Consider the following 20,757-nt stretch of genomic DNA (forward strand, 5'->3'; position numbering starts at 1 on the left):
TCCAGAACCAGATTTTCGCTCTGTATCACGAGTATTTCACTCCTTTCTTTTCTATGCGGAACATCACCAGCGTAATCAGCATTACAATGAAAAACAGGATAACAGACTGAGCCGCCGCACTTCCAAATCTGTAGTTAAAGAAAGCGTCACGGTAGATGGAATACACAATGACATTCGTGCTCTCATTTGGTCCGCCTTCTGTCAAAATTTTAATCTGTCCAAAAGACTGGAACGCCTGAATAATATTTACTACCAGAGTGTAAAACATAATCGGGGAAAGTCCCGGCAGCGTCAGTGTAAAAAATTGCTGCACACCGCTGGCACCGTCTACAGAAGCTCTTTCGTAAATGGTTTCATCAATGTTTCCAAGCCCTGCGGAAAAATACAGGAAATTAATACCGCTGTTGAGCCATGCGGTGAGAATAGCCACACAGTAAAGGGCTGTTTTAGGGTCATTCAGCCAGTTAATATCAAGCCCCAGCAGCTTATTCACAATGCCCACAGAAGGATGAAGCATAATCTGGAAAATCATGGCTGCAGAGCTGGACGCAATGGCCATAGGCAATGCATACGCCGTACTGAAAAACCGAATTCCCGGAAATGCCTTGTTGCAGAGAACTGCCGCAATCAGCCCCAAAAGCATACTTCCCAGAACCACAATCACCACAAATATCAGTGTTACCTTTAAGCTGTTCCGAAAGGAAGCAGAACTGAGCAGTTCTGTATAATTGCCAAGACCCACAAACAGCTTTGCTTCTCCCATTTTGTTGGTTTTATAAAGACTCAGGTAAATGGTCTTAAAAAACGGATAAAACAGAAATACCGCAAAAACTGCCATACATGGAAGAAGATAGCCGTAAGGCGCAAGATTTATTTTCTTCTTTTTTCCCGTGTTCATGCCTGCACATCCTCCCTGTAAAATAAATTTTCTTCTGTTTCCATATCAAAAACATGGATTTTCTCTGTATCAAAGTAAAGAGTAATCTTTTCCCCTACCTGGGTCTGATTTTCCGGGCTGAGCCTTACCGCATGGGTCCTTTCCTGGGACTCATAGTAAAGAATCACCTCTGCCCCCAGCATTTCCCTGGTTACCACCGTTTCCTCCAGACCCTGGCAGTTCTGGGCAAATCCCTTCTCCACAGCCTCTTCATATTCGTAAATATCCTCCGGACGAATACCCAGAATCACTTTCTTTCCGTTTTCTTTCTGTCTTACCAGCTCTCCTCTTTCTCCGTCCAGATAAACCTTTTTGCCCAGTTCACTTCCTCCGGGGTACAGCACCGTTCTGCCGTCTTCCACAGACACCCAGGCCTCCAAAAAATTCATGGAAGGAGATCCGATAAAGCCTGCCACAAAAAGATTTGATGGAGAATTGTACACATTCTGAGGGGTATCTGCCTGCTGCACCACACCGTCCTTCATAACCACAATTCTGCTGCCCAGAGTCATGGCTTCCGTCTGGTCGTGGGTTACATAGACTACTGTAGTTTCCAGTTCTTTGTGCAGCTTAGCCAGTTCAATACGCATCTGCGCCCTTAACTTGGCATCCAGATTAGACAGGGGTTCATCCATGAGAAAAGCTTTTGGTTTTCGGATAATGGCACTTCCGATTGCCACCCTCTGCTTCTGTCCCCCGGAGAGCGCCGCCGGCCTTCTGTCCAGCAAATGCTCGATTTCTAATGTTTTCGCCACCTTATGTACCTTTTCATCAATTTCCTTTTTCGGTATTTTCCTGATTTTCAAGGCATAAGCCAGATTTCCATAAACCGTCATATTGGGATACAGGGCATAATTCTGAAAAACCATGGAAAGCCCCCGCTCTCCGGGCTCATAATAATTGCACAGTTCCCCGTCTATCCATAACTCTCCGTCGCTGATTTCCTCCAGTCCCGCAATCATACGCAGCGTAGTGGATTTCCCACAACCCGAAGGACCTACGAAGATTACAAATTCTTTATCCTGTATTTCCAGGTTAAAATCTTTTACGGCATAATGTGCACCGTCATACATCTTGCAGACATTCTTTAATGCAATTCCCGACACCGATTTCTTCCTCCCTTAAAACTCCATTACAATTTCTCATATTTTACTTCTTTAACGCTAAGTCCGGGTTTTAGTTTAACGGGAATACGTCTTGGAAACTACCACAGTTTTCAAAAATCATGGTAAAATTTTTGTAAGACAGCGCAGTAAAATAAAAAAATCCCTGACAGCCGGACGTATTCTTTCTACGTCATACTGTCAGGGATTCCCTGTTTTTCTTTTATACTTCTACAATGTTCTGCAGCCAGACACCTTTTTTCACCAAAATAAATCCAATAAAGCACTTCACGATATCTGCAAGCTGTACAGCAATAAAAATATACACCACATACAAATTTGTAAAATGTCCCAGCAAATACGCAATAGGTACACTTACACAACATATAAACACGCTGTCAAAGAAAAAGGTAACTATCGTCTTCCCTCCGGAACGCAGGGTAAAATAAGCGGCATGCAAAAAGGCATTCTGCGGCATAAACACGGCTGTCACCATAATAAAATATTTCGCAAATTCCCTGGACTGGGCATTGGTATTGTAAAGCTGTGGAAACAGCGGTGCAATGGCCAGCATGACCAGCGCTATAAGAGTACAGCAGGCTACAGAAAAGGCTATCATCTTTCTGTCTGTGTCCTTTGCCTCTTCCATTTTGCCTGCCCCCAGAAGCTGTCCCACCACAATAGCCACAGAATCTCCCAGAGCAATAAATACCACATTAAACAAATTAGAAATCGTATTGGAAATGTTCATTCCGGCAACTACGTTCATGCCTCTGACAGAATAACACTGCAAAAGAATAGCCATGCCCGCCGCCCAAAGAGTCTCGTTCAGCAGCAGCGGCGTTCCCTTTATCAGAATCCTTTTCACCAGATATCCCGGTATCTTTGCAGTCTTATACAGACCTGAAATATAGGTATTGATTTCCCTGTGCCTGTGTGTCCAGCCCACTACAATAAAAGCCTCCACATAGCGGGACATCACGGTTGCAACTGCGGCTCCCGCCACACCCAGCTTTGGAAATCCGAATTTACCGTAAATCAGAAAATAATTAAATACCAGATTCACTATCACAGCCACAATACCTGCCTTCATAGGTGTAACAGTTCTTCCGCACTCTCTCAGTGTACTGGCATAAACCTGCACCAGCATAAACGGCGGCAGACCTATGAGCATAATTCTCAGATATTCTTTTCCATAGCGCAGTGCGGCAGCCACATCTCCTCCGTCCTGATTTCCGTTTAAATACATCTGAATGAGCGATTCCCCAAAAGTAAGAAACAGCAGAATCGTAATTCCCGTCAGAATTACTCCCATGTAAAGTTTAAACCGCATGGTATTTGCCACGCCTTCATCATCCTTCTGCCCGAAAAACTGTGCTGTAAAAATCCCCGCACCGGAAACCCCTCCGAAAATGCACAGATTATATACAAAAATCAACTGGTTGACAATGGCCACACCGGTCATCTGCTCTGTCCCGACCTGACCCACCATAATGTTGTCCAGAAGACTTACAAAATTCGTAATACCATTCTGAATCATAATCGGTACGGCTATGAGCAGCACCATCTTATAAAAACTTTTGTCTCCTATCAGCTTTTGTCTCCATGTACTTTTCATCACAATCCCCCTCTTTTGTCTGTTTCATGGTCGTAAGAGACATTATACCCCATGTCTCCGGCTGGATTCAAGACATTCCCACATTTCCACTGTTTTTAACCGCAAAAAAAGAAGAGACTGTGTTCTGCACACAAACCTCTTCTTTTTCGTCATTTTTACTCTTCCTATTTTGTAAAGTTAAAAATGCTGTGGTAATATTTATCTTCTTTGTCATTCAGTCCAAAAGGTGCAATCAAGGACTGTCTCATACAATAATCATGAAATTTCTGTTTAAAACTCTTCTTTCCCTCTGTTTTATTTTCTTTTGCTGCCATATAGCATTGCCTCTTTTCTTTTTCTTTGCATATTTAAAAGTTTCTCTTTACGATTCCTAATCATAGCACCTTTAAATCCCCAAAACAATACCCTTGGCAGCACTTCTCCCTTTTGACTTTTCGCACTTCAACGCGCTAATATAGTCAAAATTATTTTTGCATTTTCTCCGTTGTTTTTCGTTCACTTTTTATGCAAATTTCTCAACACTCCTCTTTTGTTTTATTTAGATAAAGAGCAGTTTGAATCTTGCAAAATTTCCGCTATGACCTCTTCCGGTTCTTCTAAATCCTCTGCGATTTCTGCCGTAGTTTTTCCTTTCTGTATCTTCTTCTGTATCAGTTTACAGAGCAACTCTCGCTTTCCTTCCTTCTTTCCTTCCTCCCAGGCTTCTTCCATCTCCTGCCTCATATGCTTTTCCTGGTCATACTCAAATATACTCATGCTCTTCGCCTCCACTCGATTCTTCTCCAGAAATTCTTTCAGTATCCCTTCCTTTATACACTCTTCTATGGCTCTCTCTACTGCCTCGGCCAGTTCCATTTCCTCCGCGTGTTTCCTCACTCTCGCCGTATATTCCGCGTATTCCCACAAGGTATGACTCATTTTCATCAGCTCTTTGTTGTGCCCGCTGTTTACATTCAGCATAACTGCTTTCAGCTCCAGACTGTATTCTTCTTTTATAGTATACAAATCAGACAGTCTTAAGATTTTCCTGTCCGGCTGTTCCTCCAGACCATTGTAAAACACTATAAAACGCGGCGGCGGCGCCGTGACAAAAGAATTTGCTGAACATATCGGCGCTGACGCTTACACAGAATCCGCTGTCGACGCGGCAGAACTGGCAAAAACCTTTATTGTCTGAGGAAAGGGGGAGAATTTTACTTTGCAGCTTACCTCTATTTTACTATATCAAAATTTGAAGGAACAATTTCACATTGCTGACTATCGGCTTTTATCCAAAAACCAACCCCTTGCCCGTCCCTTTTTCTTTGAGGCAGACAAGGGGTTTAAAAATAACCATATTTATCTCACAGACGCTATTTTAGACCTGGATGTTTTTTCATCCATACCAGAGGATGCCGTGCTGATTATCTGCCAGAAAGATGAGACCTCCCATCTCCCGGAGGGTCGTTTTTCCTGTCTGCTGCTGTCCTGCCATACTTCAGTTATTCATGTATTTAACTGTATCCAGTCTATTTTTGATTACTATGAAGAATGGGAAGGGCAATTGGTATCCATTTGTCATCAGAATGGTTCCTTGTCCGATTTACTGGAAATCTCCCAGCCCGTATTTAAAAATCCTCTGTGCATTATGAATATGGATTTTTCTCTGGTGGCCCACCGGGGACTTTCCCAGCTTCCCGAAGAACAGCAGATATTTGAAAATCATACGCTCCGTCTGGATTATATTCACGCATTGATTCAGGACGAAAATTTTCATCTGGAGGACGCTTCTCCAAAGCCTTTCCTCTTTCCGGCCTATCTTACCGGACACCGTTCTCTGAACATCCGCCTGTTTCTGGATGAAAAACCGGCATACCAGCTCTCCATTCTCGAAAACGGAACGCCTCTCACAGATGCAGACTGGTATCTGATTACCATTCTGGCTCATCACGCAGAGTACATTCTGCACCGTATGCAGTCAGAATCCTCTTCCCGCAGTACGACTCTGCAATCTATTTTTCAGAGTGTTTTATCGGACCGCACTGCCGATTACATGGGTATCAGCCATCTGCTCACCAATGTGGGCTGGCTGGCAGAGCATACCTATCTGTGCTCCGTCATTCAGACAGAAGGGCCGTCTTCCCTGAACGGGAATACCATATGCCAGTATATCAAAAATAAATTTCCCGCTTCCTGCAGTCTTGTTTTCAAGGAATATGTGGTAAGCTTCTATAACGAAACACTATTAAAAATGGAAGCGGAAGACATTTTCCGGGGACTTGTATATTTTATCCGGGACAGTATGTTAAAAGCCGGATACAGCCGTTCCATGTGCGGGCACATGAATCTGCGCAGGCAGTATCTGCAGGGTCTCACCGCCCTGACTCTGGGGCTGGAAATCCGTCCCCAGCTCTGGATTCATCATTTTAACCAGATTGCCCTACCTTATATTCTCCGGCAGTCCGTAAAAACTTTTCCCGGCCATATGCTCTGTTACGAGAAATTACTGGATTTACAAAAATCCGACAAACTGCAGAATACGGAATACATGAAAACTCTGCGTGTCTATCTGGAACACAATCTGAATACTGTTCAAAGCGCCAAGGCTCTCTTTATCCACCGGAGTACCTTTCTGTACCGTCTGGAGCGAATTAAAAGTATTCTGGAAACGGATTTGGAAGACCCGGACGAACTGTTTTATCTGAATCTGTCCTTCCGCCTTCTGGACAATGAGGAAATGTAGGGTTTCCTACACAGTGTCGCAATACTAAAAGGATTTTACCTTATTTATATGGATTTACAGACTGCCGCCTTTCCTGTTATCATAAGGTCAGGCAAGAAGGAGCTGGTCCACCAACAGCCCTTTATGAGATTATACGGGTACAGTTCATGTACCCGGTCACAAGGAGGTATTGCGTATGCTCACAAAAAGGCAAAACTTATTAGAAACTGTCCGGGGCGGGAAACCGGACCGTTATGTAAATCAGTATGAAGCACTGGCTATGCTTATGAATAATCCTTATACGGTAAATAACCCGGCACCGGAATATGGGAAAGGTCCTGTGAAAAATGCCCGGGGTGTAACCAATGTATGGCCGGAAGGTACGCCGGGCGGTTTCCCTATTCACGATGAGGAACACATCGTATGCAAGGATATTACAGACTGGAAAAATTATGTACATGCACCGCGGCTGGATTATTCTGATGCTGAATGGGAACCTTATATCAAAGCTGCAGAGGAAATTGACCGAAAAGAATATTTTGTTACTCAGTTCATAGCACCTGGTATTTTTGAGCAGTGTCATCATCTGCAGGAAATCCAGAACTGTCTGATGAATTTTTATGAGGAACCGGAAGCTACCCAGGAGCTCATTGACTACCTCACGGAATGGGAACTGCAGTATGCGGAAAAAATCTGCAGATACATAAAGCCAGACGCCATTTTTCATCATGATGACTGGGGCAGCCAGACTTCAACCTTTATTTCTCCTGCCATGTTTGAGGAATTTATTCTGCCTTCTTACAAAAAGATTTACGGCTATTATAAATCTCATGGAGTAGAACTGATTATCCACCACAGTGATTCTTACGCTGCAACACTGGTTCCATACATGATTGATATGGGGATTGATATCTGGCAGGGAACTATGAGTTCCAACAACATTCCGGAACTGATTGAAAAATACGGAGGTCAGATAACTTTTATGGGCGGTATTGACAGTGCCTCCATCGACAGACCCGACTGGACGCCGGAACTGGTAGATAAAGAAGTTCGCAGGGTCTGCCAGGAAAACGGTACAAAATACTTTATTCCATGTCTGACCCAGGGACTTGGTATCAGTACCTTCCCAGGTGTCTATGAAGCTACAAGTGAAGTGATTGAAAAAATAAGCAAAGAAATTTTCTAGGACAACGATTTTTATAAACATAGAAAAGGCCGCCGCTTTCCTACGACAGCCTTTTCTATGTTTTCACCTTTTTCTCTAAATCCGGCTCACTCCATCATCCTCATACAATTCATAGGACGCCCCCTCGTATCCCACATACTGAATACTGTCTTCCCGAATCCGGCTGACGCTTTCTGCCACATCAGCCACAGGAATGCATTTTCTTTTGCGGATAAACAGCGGTACTTCGTTCAGCGCCACTTCTACATAGTGATGTCCTTTTTCCAGTATCTCTTCCTGGATGCTGCCGTCCGGCATGAATTTCACGAACATCATTTCTTCCGGCAGATAGACACAGCGTCCGTCTGCATTCTGCGTGTAAACAGGTGCAATCATGATTTCATTTCCCAGCATCAACTGGTCTTCCACAGTCCGCGCCCGTGTATCTTCCGGATACACAAAGGCCAGCGGCTTAAAGTACATATCATCCTGCAGCGCGGCTTTCATGTACTCACTGTACAGATATGGCACCAGACGATAGCGCACACCAATTACATGGCGGAAGTCTTCTGCATTTCCAAAGCGGTAGCTTTCCTGCTCTCTGGTTCCCAGGGCAGAATGGTTTCGCATAAGAGGTGTAAATACTCCAAGGGCTGTCCAGCGCAGCACTAAATCCGCTGTGGCGTCTGCCCCAAATCCGCCTAAGTCCGCACCTGCATACAGGAAACCGCACATATTTAAGGAGGGCATCATTTTCAGATTCAGAAGCAGATGAGACCACCAGGATTTGTTGTCTCCTGTCCAGATACCGCCATAGCGGTGCATACCAATGTAAGAAGCTCTGGAAAACATGAGAATTCTCTTATCCGGCGCAATTTTCTCAAAGGCCTCTCCTGCTGCACGGGTCATGTTATAGCCAAAAAGATTGTGCACCTTATCATGACGGACTCTCTCTCCCTTTACCTTGTGATAAAAGCTGCGATAGTCCTCCGGGTCATTGCTCAAGTGCTGCAGTTTCTCGGTAATGCCGTAAGTGCCGCGGCTCTTGTCCTCTGCATAAGCGTCTACCATGTCCCGAAGTTCTTTTTCACCCTTTTCAGAGTAGAAAATTGCCGGCTCATTCATGTCATTCCAAAAGCCTTCGATTCCCTGAGAAGTCAGAATTTCATATTTACTGCCAAACCACTCTCTTGCCTCTGGATTCAGCACATCCGGAAAATGGGTCCAGCCCGGCCATACGGCTCCTACAAATTCTTTGCCGTCTTCCTGCTTACAGAAATACCCCTTGGCTTTTCCCTCTTCGTAGATATCATATCCATCCTCAATTTTTACCCCGGCATCAATAATGGGAATCAAATGGATGTCTTGGGCTTTCATTTCATCCACAAATGCCTTGAAGTCCGGGAAATTCTCTTTATTTACTGTAAAGTCTTTGAAGGATTCCATGTAGTCAATATCCATGTACAGCATATCCATAGGAATGTGATTTTCTCTGTATTGTCTCACCACTTCACGGAAATCCTCTGCTGTCTTATAGCCCCAGCGGCTCTGTCCGAAACCAAAAGCAAATTTCGGAGGAATATAGCTTCGTCCGATGATTTTACGGAACTGTTTCACAATATCGTAGGCAGAAGTTCCTTCTATGATATAAAGGTACAAATCCGCATCTTCACAGGTGATATCCAGACGGTTCTGCTGTGTATAGCCAATGTCAAAAGTCAAAACAGACGGGTAATCCACAAACATACCAAAGGTTTCTTCCCCGGATACGATAATAAAATTGTGCGCGCCGTACAGAGACTTTTTATCTTCTGTGTGCTCCGGGTCATCGGTACAGTTACTTATGTAAACAAAACCACGCTTATTGATGCCTCTGTTCGCCTCTCCCAGCCCATACACCATGTCCTTTTCCTGCATTTCGTAAGTAAACCGAAATCCTTTTTCCAGATTAATGTTTCCGTACTTCGGCATTCCTTCCGCACAGGGAATGTCCCGCACAACCGCCTCTGTTTCAAAAGGCTTTCCAAACTTGTATTTCTGAATCATTGTCCTTCTCCTTTACATAAACCATTGATGATAAGGTCATTTTAGCATTTTGCCTGGGATGGCTCAATAGGTGTTTTTTCTCATTTTAATGTAAAATTTCTTACTATTTTTAGCGGACACAAAACCTTTCGCCTATAGAAAAGGGACTACCACACGAATATTCGTACGATAGTCCCCGCTTTTCCTATAATAAATTTAGCTCTATTCTTCTTCCGCAGCCTCTTCAGAAACTTCACTGCTTTCTGTCTCTTCCGGTTCACTCATACCGATTCTCGGCTTCGTTTCCAGAATTCTCATGAATTCTTCTCCGGTAATGGTTTCGTGCTCATACAGGAATTTCGCCAGTTCATGGAGTTTCGCAATGTTATCTTCCAGTATCTTATAGGCCTTATCATGCTGTTTTTTAACCAGTTCCACAACTTTCTTGTCAATCAAAGTCTGTGTCTCAAAGGAGCAGGCCAGGGCACTGTCACCGCCCAGATACTGATTGGACATGCTCTCCATAGCCACCATATCAAATTCATCGCTCATACCGAAGCGGGTAATCATGCCTCTGGCAATCTTGGTTGCCTGCTCAATATCATTTGACGCACCTGTGGTTACGGAGTGGAAGATAAGCTCTTCTGCCGCCCTTCCGCCTGTAAAGGTTGCAATCTTATTCTCCAGTTCCTCTTTGGACATCAGGAAGTGCTCACCTTCATCCACCTGCATGGTGTAGCCGAGAGCGCCTGACGTTCTGGGAATAATGGTAATCTTGTGTACCGGGGCGGAATTGGTCTGCAAAGCGGCTACCAGCGCATGGCCCACTTCGTGATAGGAAACAATCAGCTTTTCCTTCTCAGACAGCACACGGCTCTTTTTCTGATAACCGGCAATTACCACTTCGATACTCTCTTCCATATCCGCCTGTGTGGCAAATTTTCTTCTGTCACGAACAGCCCGAAGCGCCGCTTCATTGACAATATTGGCCAGCTCTGCGCCGGAAGCGCCGGAAGCTGCCTTTGCAATTTCGTGGAAGTTTACATTATCGGAAATCTTAATTTTTCTTGCATGTACCTTCAGGATTTCTTCTCTTCCCTTTAAGTCCGGAAGTTCCACCGGAATTCTCCGGTCAAAACGGCCGGGACGAAGCAGGGCCGCATCCAGGGAATCCGGCCGGTTGGTCGCAGCCAGAATCACAACACCCTTAGATCCGTCGAATCCGTCCATCTCGGTCAGAAGCTGGTTCAGGGTCTGCTCTCTCTCGTCATTACCGCCCATGGCGCTGCCGTCACGCTTTTTACCAATGGTATCAATCTCGTCAATGAACACAATACAGGGTGCTTTTTCGTTGGCCTGCTTAAACAAATCTCTTACCTTGGCAGCGCCCATACCCACAAACATCTCCACAAATTCAGAACCGGAAATGGAGAAAAACGGCACATTGGCTTCTCCTGCAACGGCTTTTGCCAGAAGAGTTTTACCGGTTCCCGGAGGGCCTACAAGAAGTGCGCCCTTCGGCATAGAAGCGCCGATTTCTCTGTATTTTTCAGGGTTGTGAAGGTAATCCACGATTTCGGTCAGAAGTTCTTTCGCCTCATCCTCTCCCGCTACGTCTGAAAATTTAATTCCCGTAGAGGATTTCACATAAATCTTGGCATTGCTCTTTCCGAATGTCATAGCGCCCGGACCTCCGGCGCCTCCCATACCTTTCATCATCCGTTTCATAAACCAGCCGCCTACAAACCAGATAAATACAAAAGGAAGTACCCAGGAAATCAAAAAACTCACAAGAGGATTGGCTCTGTTCGGTATCTCAGAGGAGAACTTTACGCCCGCCTCCTGCAGACGTTCTACCTCCTGTCCGTCCGCAATACGTCCGGTCTTGCAAATCTGCTCTTTTCCGTTCTTGTCTTCACTCTCCAGGGAATAATAAATTGTATCGGATTCCAGATTTACTTCTTTGATTTTTCCATCATCCAAATCTTCCAGAAATTTATCATAGGATACCTGTTTAATACTTTTCTCCGCTATGGCCGGGGTAATAAATAAATTAATGACCATCAAAGCCACCAGAATAATCGCATACCAGAACAGCAGCGGTTTCTTCGGCGGCTGGGGTTTCTTTTTTTCTTCAACGTCCATTTCTATCTCCTCCGTTTCAGCACATGGCAGACACAAAAATCTGCTGTGCTATTCTTGTTATATCAACTATACGTCTTTCAAAGATAATATGCAATGAAGAAAACATGTTTATTCTATAAAAAAAGAATAAACCGCTTATTTATCGTCTCCGGTCAGCTTAATCACGGCTTCCATCTCCTCCGGATCCATGTCCAGAAAGGCCGCCAGTTCTTCCACACTGTATTTCACATTTTCGTCTTCTGTCAGTTCTTTCACCCTTGTTTCCAGATTCCGCACCTTTTCCACCAGAATATTGTCCTCTTTTTTCTGCTGTGTCTGGTCTTCAATAAAAAGGCGCATGGTACTTCTGGCCTCTTCCAGAAGCCACTTGGCAAGATTTTCCTGTTCTTCTGCGCTTTTGACAGCCATAAGAAGCCCCATGTTGCCCTCCTGCAGCAAGTCTCCGAAAAAGATTTCCCGACAGTTCAATTCCTTTGCCGCCTGAATCAAATCCTCCTGCAGACAGCGCAGCAGTTCTTCTGCTTCATAGTCTCCGCCTGCTTTCAGCGCCTTTAAAACAGCTTCTTTTTCCGCCTGACCCGGAAGTACAAAGCCCTCCAGGTACTCCTCCAGAAAGGCTTCTTCCTCCGGGGTAAGCGCCAGAATTTCCGCCGGAACATCTGCCTCTGCTTCTTTAGAACGGCTTTTGCTGTATCCCTCCACATAGATTCCCTGGACTTCGAGAAAATCATACACTTTCTGCAGTTTGTCCTTATCCATGCCCGGTTCGTCAAAAAACTGCTCTACCAACTCTGTGTGAACCTTTTTTCCATTCTGCATGGCTAAGGTCTGTATATCCTTTAATTTCTCCTGAAACTGATTAATATCCATAGCTGCCTCCTTATTGTTCTCTATACTATAAAGGTAGCTTAACACAAACCGTTCCGTCTGAAAAGCAGGGATTACATTTTCGTGATTCTGTCAATGGCTTCCAGCGTATTTTCATAGGTACCAAAGGCGCTGAGACGGAAATATCCCTCTCCATGGGCTCCGAATCCGCTTCCCGGCGTGCCTACCACATTTGCCGTCTTTAAAAGCTGGTCGAAAAAGTCCCATGAAGTGGTATTTCCCGGTGTTTTCAGCCATACATACGGGGCATTGACACCGCCGGATACGGTGTAACCCGCTTTTTTCAGGCCATTGTAAATGGCATGTGCATTCCGCATGTAATAAGCCACCTGCTCTTTCACCTGGGCTTTTCCTTCTTCTGTATACACGGCTGCCCCTGCTTTCTGTACAATATAAGGCGCGCCGTTATACTTCGTGCCATGGCGTCTTGCCCACAGAGCATTCAGAGAAACCTCCCCGGACTTCAATTCTTTCGGAACAACCGTGTATCCCAGACGCACCCCTGTAAATCCCGCATTCTTGGAAAAGCTGCGAAGCTCTATGGCACAGGTCTGCGCGCCTTCACATTCGTAAATGCTGTGAGCCACTTCTTCCTGGGTAATGTAAGCCTCATAAGCCGCGTCATAGATAATGAGAATTCCGTTTCTGTTGGCATAGTCCACCCATTCCTGCAGCTGTGCTTTTGTTACTGCAGCTCCTGTAGGATTGTTTGGAAAACAGAGATAAAGAACATCCGGCGTTTCCTTTGGAAATTCCGGCACAAAACCGTTTTGGGCCGTACAGGGCATGTAAATCATACCGTCAAAATTCTGCGTCTTGGGATTGTAGCTGCCTGTGCGCCCTGCCATCACGTTGGTGTCCACATACACCGGATACACAGGATCGCAGACAGCGATTTTGTTGTTCAAAGCAAGGATTTCCTGAATATTTCCGGAATCGCACTTGGCGCCGTCTGACACAAAGATTTCATCTGCGTCAATTCGGCATCCTCTGTCCTGAAAATCATTTTTGGCAATGGCTTCTCTTAAAAACCCATATCCCTTATCCGGGGCATAACCGTGAAAGGTCTCCCCATGAGCCATTTCCTCTACCGCACTGTGCAGAGCCTGAATAATGACCGGCGCTAAAGGCTGCGTCACGTCTCCGATTCCCAGCCGGATAATCTCTTTTCCCGGATTTTCCTGCTGATATGCCGCAATTTTCTTTGCAATGTCGGAAAACAGATAGCTTCCCGGCAGTTTCAGGTAATTTTCATTTATCGTAAACATTTCACATTCTCCTTTAACATTCGTCATAAATCAGTGTCAATACCATCTGGGCCGTTTCCACCATATTTGTACCACTGTCCATACTGCATTTCTGAATATAGCGGAAAGCCTCCTCCTCGGAAAGATGATTTCGCTCCATCAAAAGCAGTTTGGCATTTTTAATATAATTCTCTTCCCGCTCTGAGCGTTTCTTCGGCTTCTTCTTTGCTTTCTTGTATCTTTTCTCTGCCTGACCTGCCATCAGCTCCACTGTGTTGACCAGGTCGTAAATTTTCACAGGTGTGGTAATGGCCATAATGCCGCTGCCCGCTGCACTTACCGTAGTGGCCGAGCCTATCAGCAGCATTTCGAAATAATCCGGGATGCACTGTGCAAGCTGGGAATAATGCATATCCGGCAGTTTGTAGCTGCTGATAACCAGTCCCCTCTGATGTCTGTTTGCCTCAATCAAAGCTGCGGAAGCGGTATTGCAGGATACAATATTTTCAAATCCGTGGTCGGTGAGGATTCTGCGTATCCGCTTTGCATCTTCAATTTTTGGTAATGCCACAATGATGATGCTCATATACTGCTCCCTGCCTTTTCTCCTTCTGCTTATATCTGGTATAAATACTGCTCCAGCTCCCAATCGGAAACCTGTTTCATGTAGCTTTTCCACTCCTTTTTCTTTGCTTTCTTATAATGCTCAAAAAAGGCGGTTCCAAGTATTTCTTTCAGCCACACATCTTTTTCCAGTTCATATAAAGCGTCGCTTAAATTTTCCGGCAGGGAGTCAATTCCCTGACTGTTTTTCTCTTCCTCAGACATGCTGCGAATACTTTTTGTCAGTTCCTCCGGTATCTCCAGATTCCGCTCAATCCCATCAATCCCTGCTGCCAGGCAAAGGGCAAAGACCAGATATGGGTTTGCGGAAGGATCCGGGCTCCTCAGCTCGATTTCTTTCTCTCTCTGCCGTCTGGACGGCACCTTGATAAGGGCAGTTCTCTGTCCTGAAGACCAGGTAATCTCCGAAGGCGCCTCAAATCCCGGCACCAGACGTTTGTAAGAATTCACCAGCGGATTGAAAATTGCCGTCATGCCCTTGATGTGCTCCAGAATTCCCGCAATAAAAGCATAGGCTTCACGGCTGAGTCCCAGAATGTCGTTTTCGTCTTCAAAAATATTCTTCCCGTCCTTATACAAAACCATGTTGATGTGCATACCGGAACCATTGACCTCTTCTTTCGGCTTTGGCATAAAGGTAGCGTGAAGCCCGTGGCGCTTGGAAATGGTTCGCACCGCTACTTTAAAGGTCATCAGCTTGTCCGCGGTTTCCTGAACATCTGACATGGTAAAGTCAATTTCCTGCTGTCCGGGCGCAATCTCATGGTGGGAAGATTCCACATCATATCCCATTTCCTCCAGGGTAAGCACAATATCTCTTCTGGCATTTTCGCCCAAATCCACAGGACTCAAATCCATATAGCCCGCCTGCTCATGGGTGACTGTGGTGGGCATGCCGTTATCATCCGTGTGAAACAGGAAAAATTCACACTCGGGATTTACCATAAACGTATATCCCTTTTCCTTTGCTTTCCTTACGGTTTCCTGCAGAATATATCTGGGACTTTCTCTGTAAGGCGTGCCGTCCGCCTTATAAATATCGCAGATAAATCTTGCCACCTTCCCCTGCTGAGGACGCCAGGGCAGAATACAGAACGTATTCAAATCCGGATGTAAATACATGTCCTCCTCTTCGTTTCGATAAAAACCCTCCATGGAAGACGCGTCTATGACGCACTGGTTGTCCATGGCCTTTTCCAGCTTACTGAACGGAACCGCAATATTCTTCATGGTTCCGAACATATCGGTGAACTGGAGACGGATAAATTCCACATCCTCCTCTTCTGCCATCTGCAGAATATCTTCTCTGGTATACTTTTCCATAGTTTTTGCTCCTTTTACAAAAAGGGCGCACTTATTCAAATCTCTGAATAAGAACGCCCTTGTCCTTTATGGGTCGTATTATAGCAGTCCACATTTTAAATGTCAATGATTTTCCGTATCTGTGCAAACAAGTCTTCTATATGCTGTGCACCGTTTCCCAGAATCCGGACCGCCAAATCCATATCCGAAATCCGCGTCACACCGCCCTGAGTCTTTTCGTCCTCCTCCAGAAGTTCCCGGATTTTCTCCACTTTCTCTGACGTATTTTCCGTTCCGAACACCAAAAAACTGCCCATATGGGAAAAGCCTTCATACATGCCAAGTCCTGGCAGGTCCATGGTTTCAGGTTCAAAGAAACAGTTGTCCCTGTAAATCAGTTTCCCCTGTCGCCTTACATGAACCAGATTATGATAAAAACGGTATTCAAATTTTTCTCCTCTGGCAGCCCGCCCGCAGGACAGCACCTCCTGATACAGGAAAAGGGAACTTTCGTCTTCAAGCTCCGCCTCCAAAGTGCTGCGAAAGGCAGATTGTGCAAAGGGAATCACCGGCTGGGAACCGTAGTCCATGATACCGCCGTGCGCTACCCGAATACGGGCATTTCTCCTGGCGCTGCCCTGCTTCATCTTGTGGATTTTTTCATAAGCCTGGGCGGAAAACCGCAGTCTGCCGCCCTCCTTTACCTCTATGTCAAATTCCTGGGTATCCCCTTCCATAATGCCTGCTGAAGCGGACAAAAGCATGACATGCATAAAGTCTCCCGATTCGTAAAAGGGGCTCATAATCTTAAAGGGCGCGGTAAACGACACCTGTTCCAGTACGGTTTTCCCCTCTTTTTCCCCTGCCCTCAGGGTGCAAAGAGAAGTTCTTCCGAATTGATTTTCCATACTTAACATCCTTCCAGAAGTACGTTTTTCTGTATCCATTCCACAACCTTATCCGTGCCCTCTTCGCCCCGGATGTTGGTAAAGAGGAAGGGTCTGTCTTTCCGCATTTTTTTGGAATCCCGTTCCATAACTTCCAGACTGGCCCCTACATAGGGCGCTAAATCGGTCTTGTTAATCACAAGCAGGTCGGAACGAACAATGCCCGGACCGCCTTTTCTCGGAATCTTGTCCCCCTCTGCTACATCAATGACGAAAATAGTAGCGTCTACCAGTTCCGGACTGAAGGTAGCAGACAGGTTATCTCCGCCGCTTTCTATAAACAACAGCTCTATATCCGGAAAACGCTCCAGCATCTCATCTACTGCTTCCAGATTCATGGAAGCATCTTCCCGAATAGCCGTGTGGGGGCAGCCGCCGGTTTCCACACCGATAATGCGCTCTCTTGGAAGCACACTGTTTTTGCAGAGAAATTCCGCATCTTCTTTTGTATAAATATCATTGGTAATGACTCCAATACTGTACTGTCCTGCCATTTTTCTTGTCAGACATTCAATTAACGCCGTTTTGCCGGAACCCACCGGCCCGGCAACACCTATTTTCACATAAGACATGTTTTGTCCCCTTTCCTCTGTTATTATGACATATAAATTCTGGAATACAGCCCTTCATGCTGCATACACCGAATGTCAAATCCGGGAGCGCCTGCCCCCAGAAGTTCTGTTGGAAGTTCCTTCACCTGTTCCAAAAGGCGGCTCATTTCCTCTGTACAGGACACCAGAATCTGCTGTCCCGTGGTCTGGCTTAAAGGTATGCTTTTTACACAGTTGGTCACCATGGCAGACGTTTGGGCATAGAGAAAATGTTCCAGGCAGTCTTCCAGGGAAATGCCAATGCTGCTGCAGAAAATTCCGTAAGCTATGACATGATGTACGCTGCCGTTCTTTTTTTTCTCCAGATAGCGAAGAAAGACCGGTGTCTCATAGACAATTCCACAGTTTTTCAGTGTCTTTGCAAACCGGGAGCCCATCTTTTTGGACGCCTCCCGGATTTCTGACGGCACTTTTCCCGCCTCCAGCACTTCTTCCAGCTCCTGTAAGCCTTCCATATCCTGTGCCTGCCCCCGTTCCCAGGCCAGACGGCAGAAGAAAAGTTCATTGTACAGAAGATTCTGTGTCAGTTTGTTTCTGATATAGGATTCTGCCTCTGCTGCATTGGTGACAAGTTCTTTCTGAATATAAGTTTCCAGTCCATAGGAATGGGAATATCCCCCTATGGGAAACAGGGCGTCATTCACCTGCAGCAGCAGAAATTTACTCTTTTTATCCATACGCTCTCCCTTTTCCAGTTTTTAATGTGTATGGGAATTGATGGAGGCGGAGATTCTTTTGTCAAAATCCAGCGCCTGTTCTTTTACTTCTGCCTTTACGCCGTGGATTTTTTCCAGCATTTCCAATACCGGCTGTGTGTAGGGAGTGAGGAAAGTCTGTTCCTCCTCTCCCCACAGAAGTACGGCGTGACGGTTTCCGATTTCGTAGCAGACCTTGGCGGCCATTTTTTCATGGCCTTTGGTAAGCTTTACCTCAATGACTTTACAGGGCAGAATTTCCGCCGCCAGAAGTTCATCTCCCTCCTGCCAGAGAATATCTCCCGTGCGGATTCCTTTCGTCAGCACAGAATCGTCCAGACGGATACCCACTTCTTTTCCCGCTCTGCTGACCTTCTTGTGAATTCTTTTAAAGGCTTCATCCCATTCAAATTCCACATAATCTATCTTTTTTCCTGTTGTATCAATATCTTTTAGATTTCCCCAAATATTTTCACACAGCATGTTTTCTCTCTCCTACCACCAGTTTAATAACAGCATTACGCCCGGAATCCAGGCCGTTACCACGCCTTCAAACACCTGCAGGCAGGGCACAAATTTTCCCAGCTTCTTTCCCATAATATCCTCTACAAAAGCCGTTCCCCAGAGAATGGCCCACAGATACCAGATAGCTGCCCATCTCCAGTCCGGGGAAATATTCCATGCAGGAATTCCCAAAAAGCCTTCCATGGTTCCGAAAATCACAGCATTGACTGCCACGAAAGAAGAAAACCAGGCAAACGGACGGGTGTCCAGATGAAACAGATTGTTGGCAGCTACAAACAAGTAGGTAAAGCCAAAGAGAAGCCCGGTACCTGCCGCATAATAATTTCCCTGAGCCAGATTGACGAAGTTAATAAACAGGGAGAGACCGCCTGTGAAAATATTCATCACAGACGCTGCTTTCCCGTCTATGCGGCAAAGACCGCAGATACCGTTGTTAATTAGCACAATTCCTACAAAAAGCAGACAAACTCCTAACATATTCCCTCTCCTCTTCTAGAATAAACTGTAAAGCTGTGTCAGTGGAAGACTCTTAGCCGGTTTGGAAGTAATCGAAACGCCGTCTGCCTTTACCTCGTAGGTTTCCGGATCCACCGTGATTTCCGGTGTGGCGCCGTTGAATTTCATATCCTTTTTGCCGATATTTCTGCAGTTTTCTACTGGAAGCACCATTTTCTCCAGTCCGTATTTTTCCTTTACGCCGCCTTCTGCTGCCGCTTTGGATACAAAAGTAATGCTGGTTTTGTATTTTGCCTTTCCCTGGGCTCCGAACATCGGACGGTAGATAACAGGCTGTGTAGTCGGGATGGAAGCGTTGGCGTCACCCATTTTGGAAGCCACAATCATGCCGCCTTTTAAAATCATTTCCGGCTTCACACCAAAGAAAGCGGGATTCCACAGTACCAGGTCTGCAAATTTGCCCTCTTCCACAGAACCTACATAGTTGGAAATTCCGTGGGTAATAGCCGGATTAATGGTATATTTGGAAATATATCTCTTTACACGGAAGTTGTCGTTTCCATTGGCTTCGTCTTCCAAAAGGGCGCCTCTTTCGTCTTTCATCTTGCTGGCAGTCTGCCAGGTTCTGGTAATGACCTCACCGATACGTCCCATAGCCTGGGAGTCAGAGCTCATCATACTGAAAACGCCCATGTCGTGAAGTACGTCTTCTGCCGCAATGGTTTCCGGACGGATTCTGGAATCTGCAAAAGCCACGTCTTCGGGGATTTTCTTATCCAGGTGATGGCATACCATCAGCATGTCCAGGTGTTCGTCCAGAGTATTTACCGTAAACGGCATAGTGGGGTTTGTGGAGGAGGGCAGTACGTTTTCTGTGGCTGCCGCACGGATAATATCCGGCGCATGTCCGCCGCCTGCGCCCTCAGTGTGGTATGTATGGATGGTTCTTCCCGCAATGGCGTCTAAGGTATCTTCCACGCAGCCGCCTTCGTTTAAGGTGTCCGTGTGAATGGCAACCTGTACGTCATATTCGTCCGCCACATTTAAGCAGTGGTCAATCACAGCCGGAGTGGCACCCCAGTCTTCGTGAATTTTCAGTCCCATGGCGCCCGCTTTTACCTGTTCCTCCAGAGGACCTTCATCAGAGCAGTTTCCCTTGCCCAGAAAGCCCAGATTCATGGAATACTCCTCTGCGGCCTGAAGCATTTTTTCCATATTCCAGGGGCCTGGTGTACAGGTAGTTGCATTGGTTCCGTCTGCCGGACCTGTGCCGCCGCCAATCATGGTAGTAACACCGGAATACAGCGCACAATCAATCTGCTGCGGGCAGATGTAATGAATATGTGTGTCAATGCCGCCTGCAGTGACAATCAGACCTTCTCCTGCCAACGCTTCTGTGGATGCGCCTACAATCATCCCCGGAGTCACCCCGTCCATGACTGCAGGATTTCCTGCCTTGCCGATACCCTTGATTTTGCCGTCTTTAATTCCGATATCCGCCTTTACAATCCCTGTATAGTCTACAATCAGGGCATTGGTAATCACCAAATCCAAATCTCCGTCGCTGCTTTTTGTTTTTACAGACTGTCCCATGCCGTCACGAATGGTTTTGCCGCCGCCGAACTTGATTTCGTCACCGTAATGGGTATAATCTTTTTCCACTTCAATGACAAGACTGGTATCTGCAAGTCTTACTTTATCCCCTGTAGTCGGGCCGTACATTGCCGCATATTTTTCACCGGAAATTTTTGTGCTCATTTGTCTGCCT

The 20,757-nt window shown here is 45.8% G+C and carries 19 protein-coding genes; 2 read left to right on the forward strand and 17 right to left on the reverse strand.

Annotated elements, in window-relative coordinates; translation table 11 throughout:
* Positions 1-25: 25 nt before the first annotated feature.
* The 5 genes from WKT17_RS09085 to WKT17_RS09105 all read right to left on the reverse strand — a co-directional run bounded on the left by WKT17_RS09085 (position 26) and on the right by WKT17_RS09105 (position 4,720).
* Positions 26-898, reverse strand: coding sequence for a carbohydrate ABC transporter permease (locus WKT17_RS09085; protein WP_173749338.1), 873 nt, complete (start codon positions 896-898; stop codon positions 26-28).
* On the reverse strand, positions 895-2,010 hold the full coding sequence (locus WKT17_RS09090; RefSeq protein WP_442860026.1) for an ABC transporter ATP-binding protein: 1,116 nt from the start codon (positions 2,008-2,010) through the stop codon (positions 895-897). Before WKT17_RS09090 ends, WKT17_RS09085 begins: the two co-directional genes overlap by 4 nt.
* Positions 2,011-2,263: 253 nt before the next feature.
* Positions 2,264-3,658: an MATE family efflux transporter gene (locus WKT17_RS09095; protein WP_226853594.1), complete on the reverse strand. Its 1,395-nt coding sequence runs from the start codon at positions 3,656-3,658 to the stop codon at positions 2,264-2,266.
* Positions 3,659-3,822: 164 nt separating this feature from the next.
* Entirely contained in the window at positions 3,823-3,972 is a 150-nt protein-coding gene (locus WKT17_RS09100; RefSeq protein WP_173749340.1) for a glutamyl-tRNA amidotransferase, read from the reverse strand.
* Between the two features lie 220 nt (positions 3,973-4,192).
* Positions 4,193-4,720 carry a hypothetical protein gene (locus WKT17_RS09105; protein ID WP_173749341.1) on the reverse strand — a complete coding sequence of 176 codons (528 nt, stop codon included), beginning with the start codon at positions 4,718-4,720 and terminating at the stop codon, positions 4,193-4,195.
* A gap of 136 nt (positions 4,721-4,856) precedes the next feature.
* On the opposite strand from WKT17_RS09105, the gene WKT17_RS09110 reads away from it, so the two are divergent.
* Positions 4,857-6,380 (forward strand): PucR family transcriptional regulator, encoded by a 1,524-nt coding sequence (locus WKT17_RS09110; RefSeq protein ID WP_291682277.1) that lies wholly within the window; start codon positions 4,857-4,859, stop codon positions 6,378-6,380.
* A gap of 175 nt (positions 6,381-6,555) precedes the next feature.
* Positions 6,556-7,545 (forward strand): uroporphyrinogen decarboxylase family protein, encoded by a 990-nt coding sequence (locus WKT17_RS09115; protein ID WP_291682279.1) that lies wholly within the window; start codon positions 6,556-6,558, stop codon positions 7,543-7,545.
* Positions 7,546-7,620: 75 nt separating this feature from the next.
* On the opposite strand, the gene WKT17_RS09120 is transcribed toward WKT17_RS09115, so the two are convergent.
* The 12 genes from WKT17_RS09120 to ureB all read right to left on the reverse strand — a co-directional run bounded on the left by WKT17_RS09120 (position 7,621) and on the right by ureB (position 20,747).
* Positions 7,621-9,570 carry a glycoside hydrolase family 31 protein gene (locus tag WKT17_RS09120; protein WP_291682280.1) on the reverse strand — a complete coding sequence of 650 codons (1,950 nt, stop codon included), beginning with the start codon at positions 9,568-9,570 and terminating at the stop codon, positions 7,621-7,623.
* Positions 9,571-9,771: 201 nt separating this feature from the next.
* Complete coding sequence (ftsH, locus tag WKT17_RS09125; protein ID WP_173749345.1) at positions 9,772-11,694, reverse strand: ATP-dependent zinc metalloprotease FtsH; 1,923 nt, start codon at positions 11,692-11,694, stop codon at positions 9,772-9,774.
* Between the two features lie 135 nt (positions 11,695-11,829).
* Positions 11,830-12,564, reverse strand: coding sequence for an RNA polymerase subunit sigma-70 (locus WKT17_RS09130; RefSeq protein WP_291682284.1), 735 nt, complete (start codon positions 12,562-12,564; stop codon positions 11,830-11,832).
* Positions 12,565-12,635: 71 nt separating this feature from the next.
* Complete coding sequence (locus WKT17_RS09135; protein ID WP_291682286.1) at positions 12,636-13,850, reverse strand: LL-diaminopimelate aminotransferase; 1,215 nt, start codon at positions 13,848-13,850, stop codon at positions 12,636-12,638.
* A 13-nt stretch (positions 13,851-13,863) separates the two neighbouring features.
* Positions 13,864-14,415, reverse strand: a complete 552-nt coding sequence (locus WKT17_RS09140; RefSeq protein ID WP_173749348.1) for an ANTAR domain-containing response regulator — start codon at positions 14,413-14,415, stop codon at positions 13,864-13,866.
* A gap of 29 nt (positions 14,416-14,444) precedes the next feature.
* On the reverse strand, positions 14,445-15,776 hold the full coding sequence (glnA, locus tag WKT17_RS09145) for a type I glutamate--ammonia ligase (RefSeq protein ID WP_173749349.1): 1,332 nt from the start codon (positions 15,774-15,776) through the stop codon (positions 14,445-14,447).
* Positions 15,777-15,871: 95 nt separating this feature from the next.
* A complete protein-coding gene (locus tag WKT17_RS09150; RefSeq protein WP_173749350.1) occupies positions 15,872-16,663 on the reverse strand; it encodes an urease accessory protein UreD in 792 nt (263 codons plus the stop codon).
* Between the two features lie 2 nt (positions 16,664-16,665).
* Positions 16,666-17,274 carry an urease accessory protein UreG gene (gene ureG / locus WKT17_RS09155; RefSeq protein WP_173749351.1) on the reverse strand — a complete coding sequence of 203 codons (609 nt, stop codon included), beginning with the start codon at positions 17,272-17,274 and terminating at the stop codon, positions 16,666-16,668.
* A gap of 23 nt (positions 17,275-17,297) precedes the next feature.
* Positions 17,298-17,990, reverse strand: a complete 693-nt coding sequence (locus tag WKT17_RS09160; protein ID WP_173749352.1) for an urease accessory protein UreF — start codon at positions 17,988-17,990, stop codon at positions 17,298-17,300.
* A 21-nt stretch (positions 17,991-18,011) separates the two neighbouring features.
* The gene (locus WKT17_RS09165; protein ID WP_173749353.1) at positions 18,012-18,491 is read right to left on the reverse strand and encodes an urease accessory protein UreE; all 480 of its coding nucleotides are present in this window, start codon (positions 18,489-18,491) and stop codon (positions 18,012-18,014) included.
* 12 nt (positions 18,492-18,503) lie between these two features.
* Positions 18,504-19,010: an AmiS/UreI family transporter gene (locus tag WKT17_RS09170; protein ID WP_173749354.1), complete on the reverse strand. Its 507-nt coding sequence runs from the start codon at positions 19,008-19,010 to the stop codon at positions 18,504-18,506.
* A 15-nt stretch (positions 19,011-19,025) separates the two neighbouring features.
* Entirely contained in the window at positions 19,026-20,747 is a 1,722-nt protein-coding gene (gene ureB / locus WKT17_RS09175; protein ID WP_173749355.1) for an urease subunit beta, read from the reverse strand.
* Positions 20,748-20,757: the final 10 nt, after the last annotated feature.

This window comes from Blautia sp. HCN-20427 (assembly GCF_037890365.1).
Lineage (GTDB): Bacteria > Bacillota > Clostridia > Lachnospirales > Lachnospiraceae > Blautia.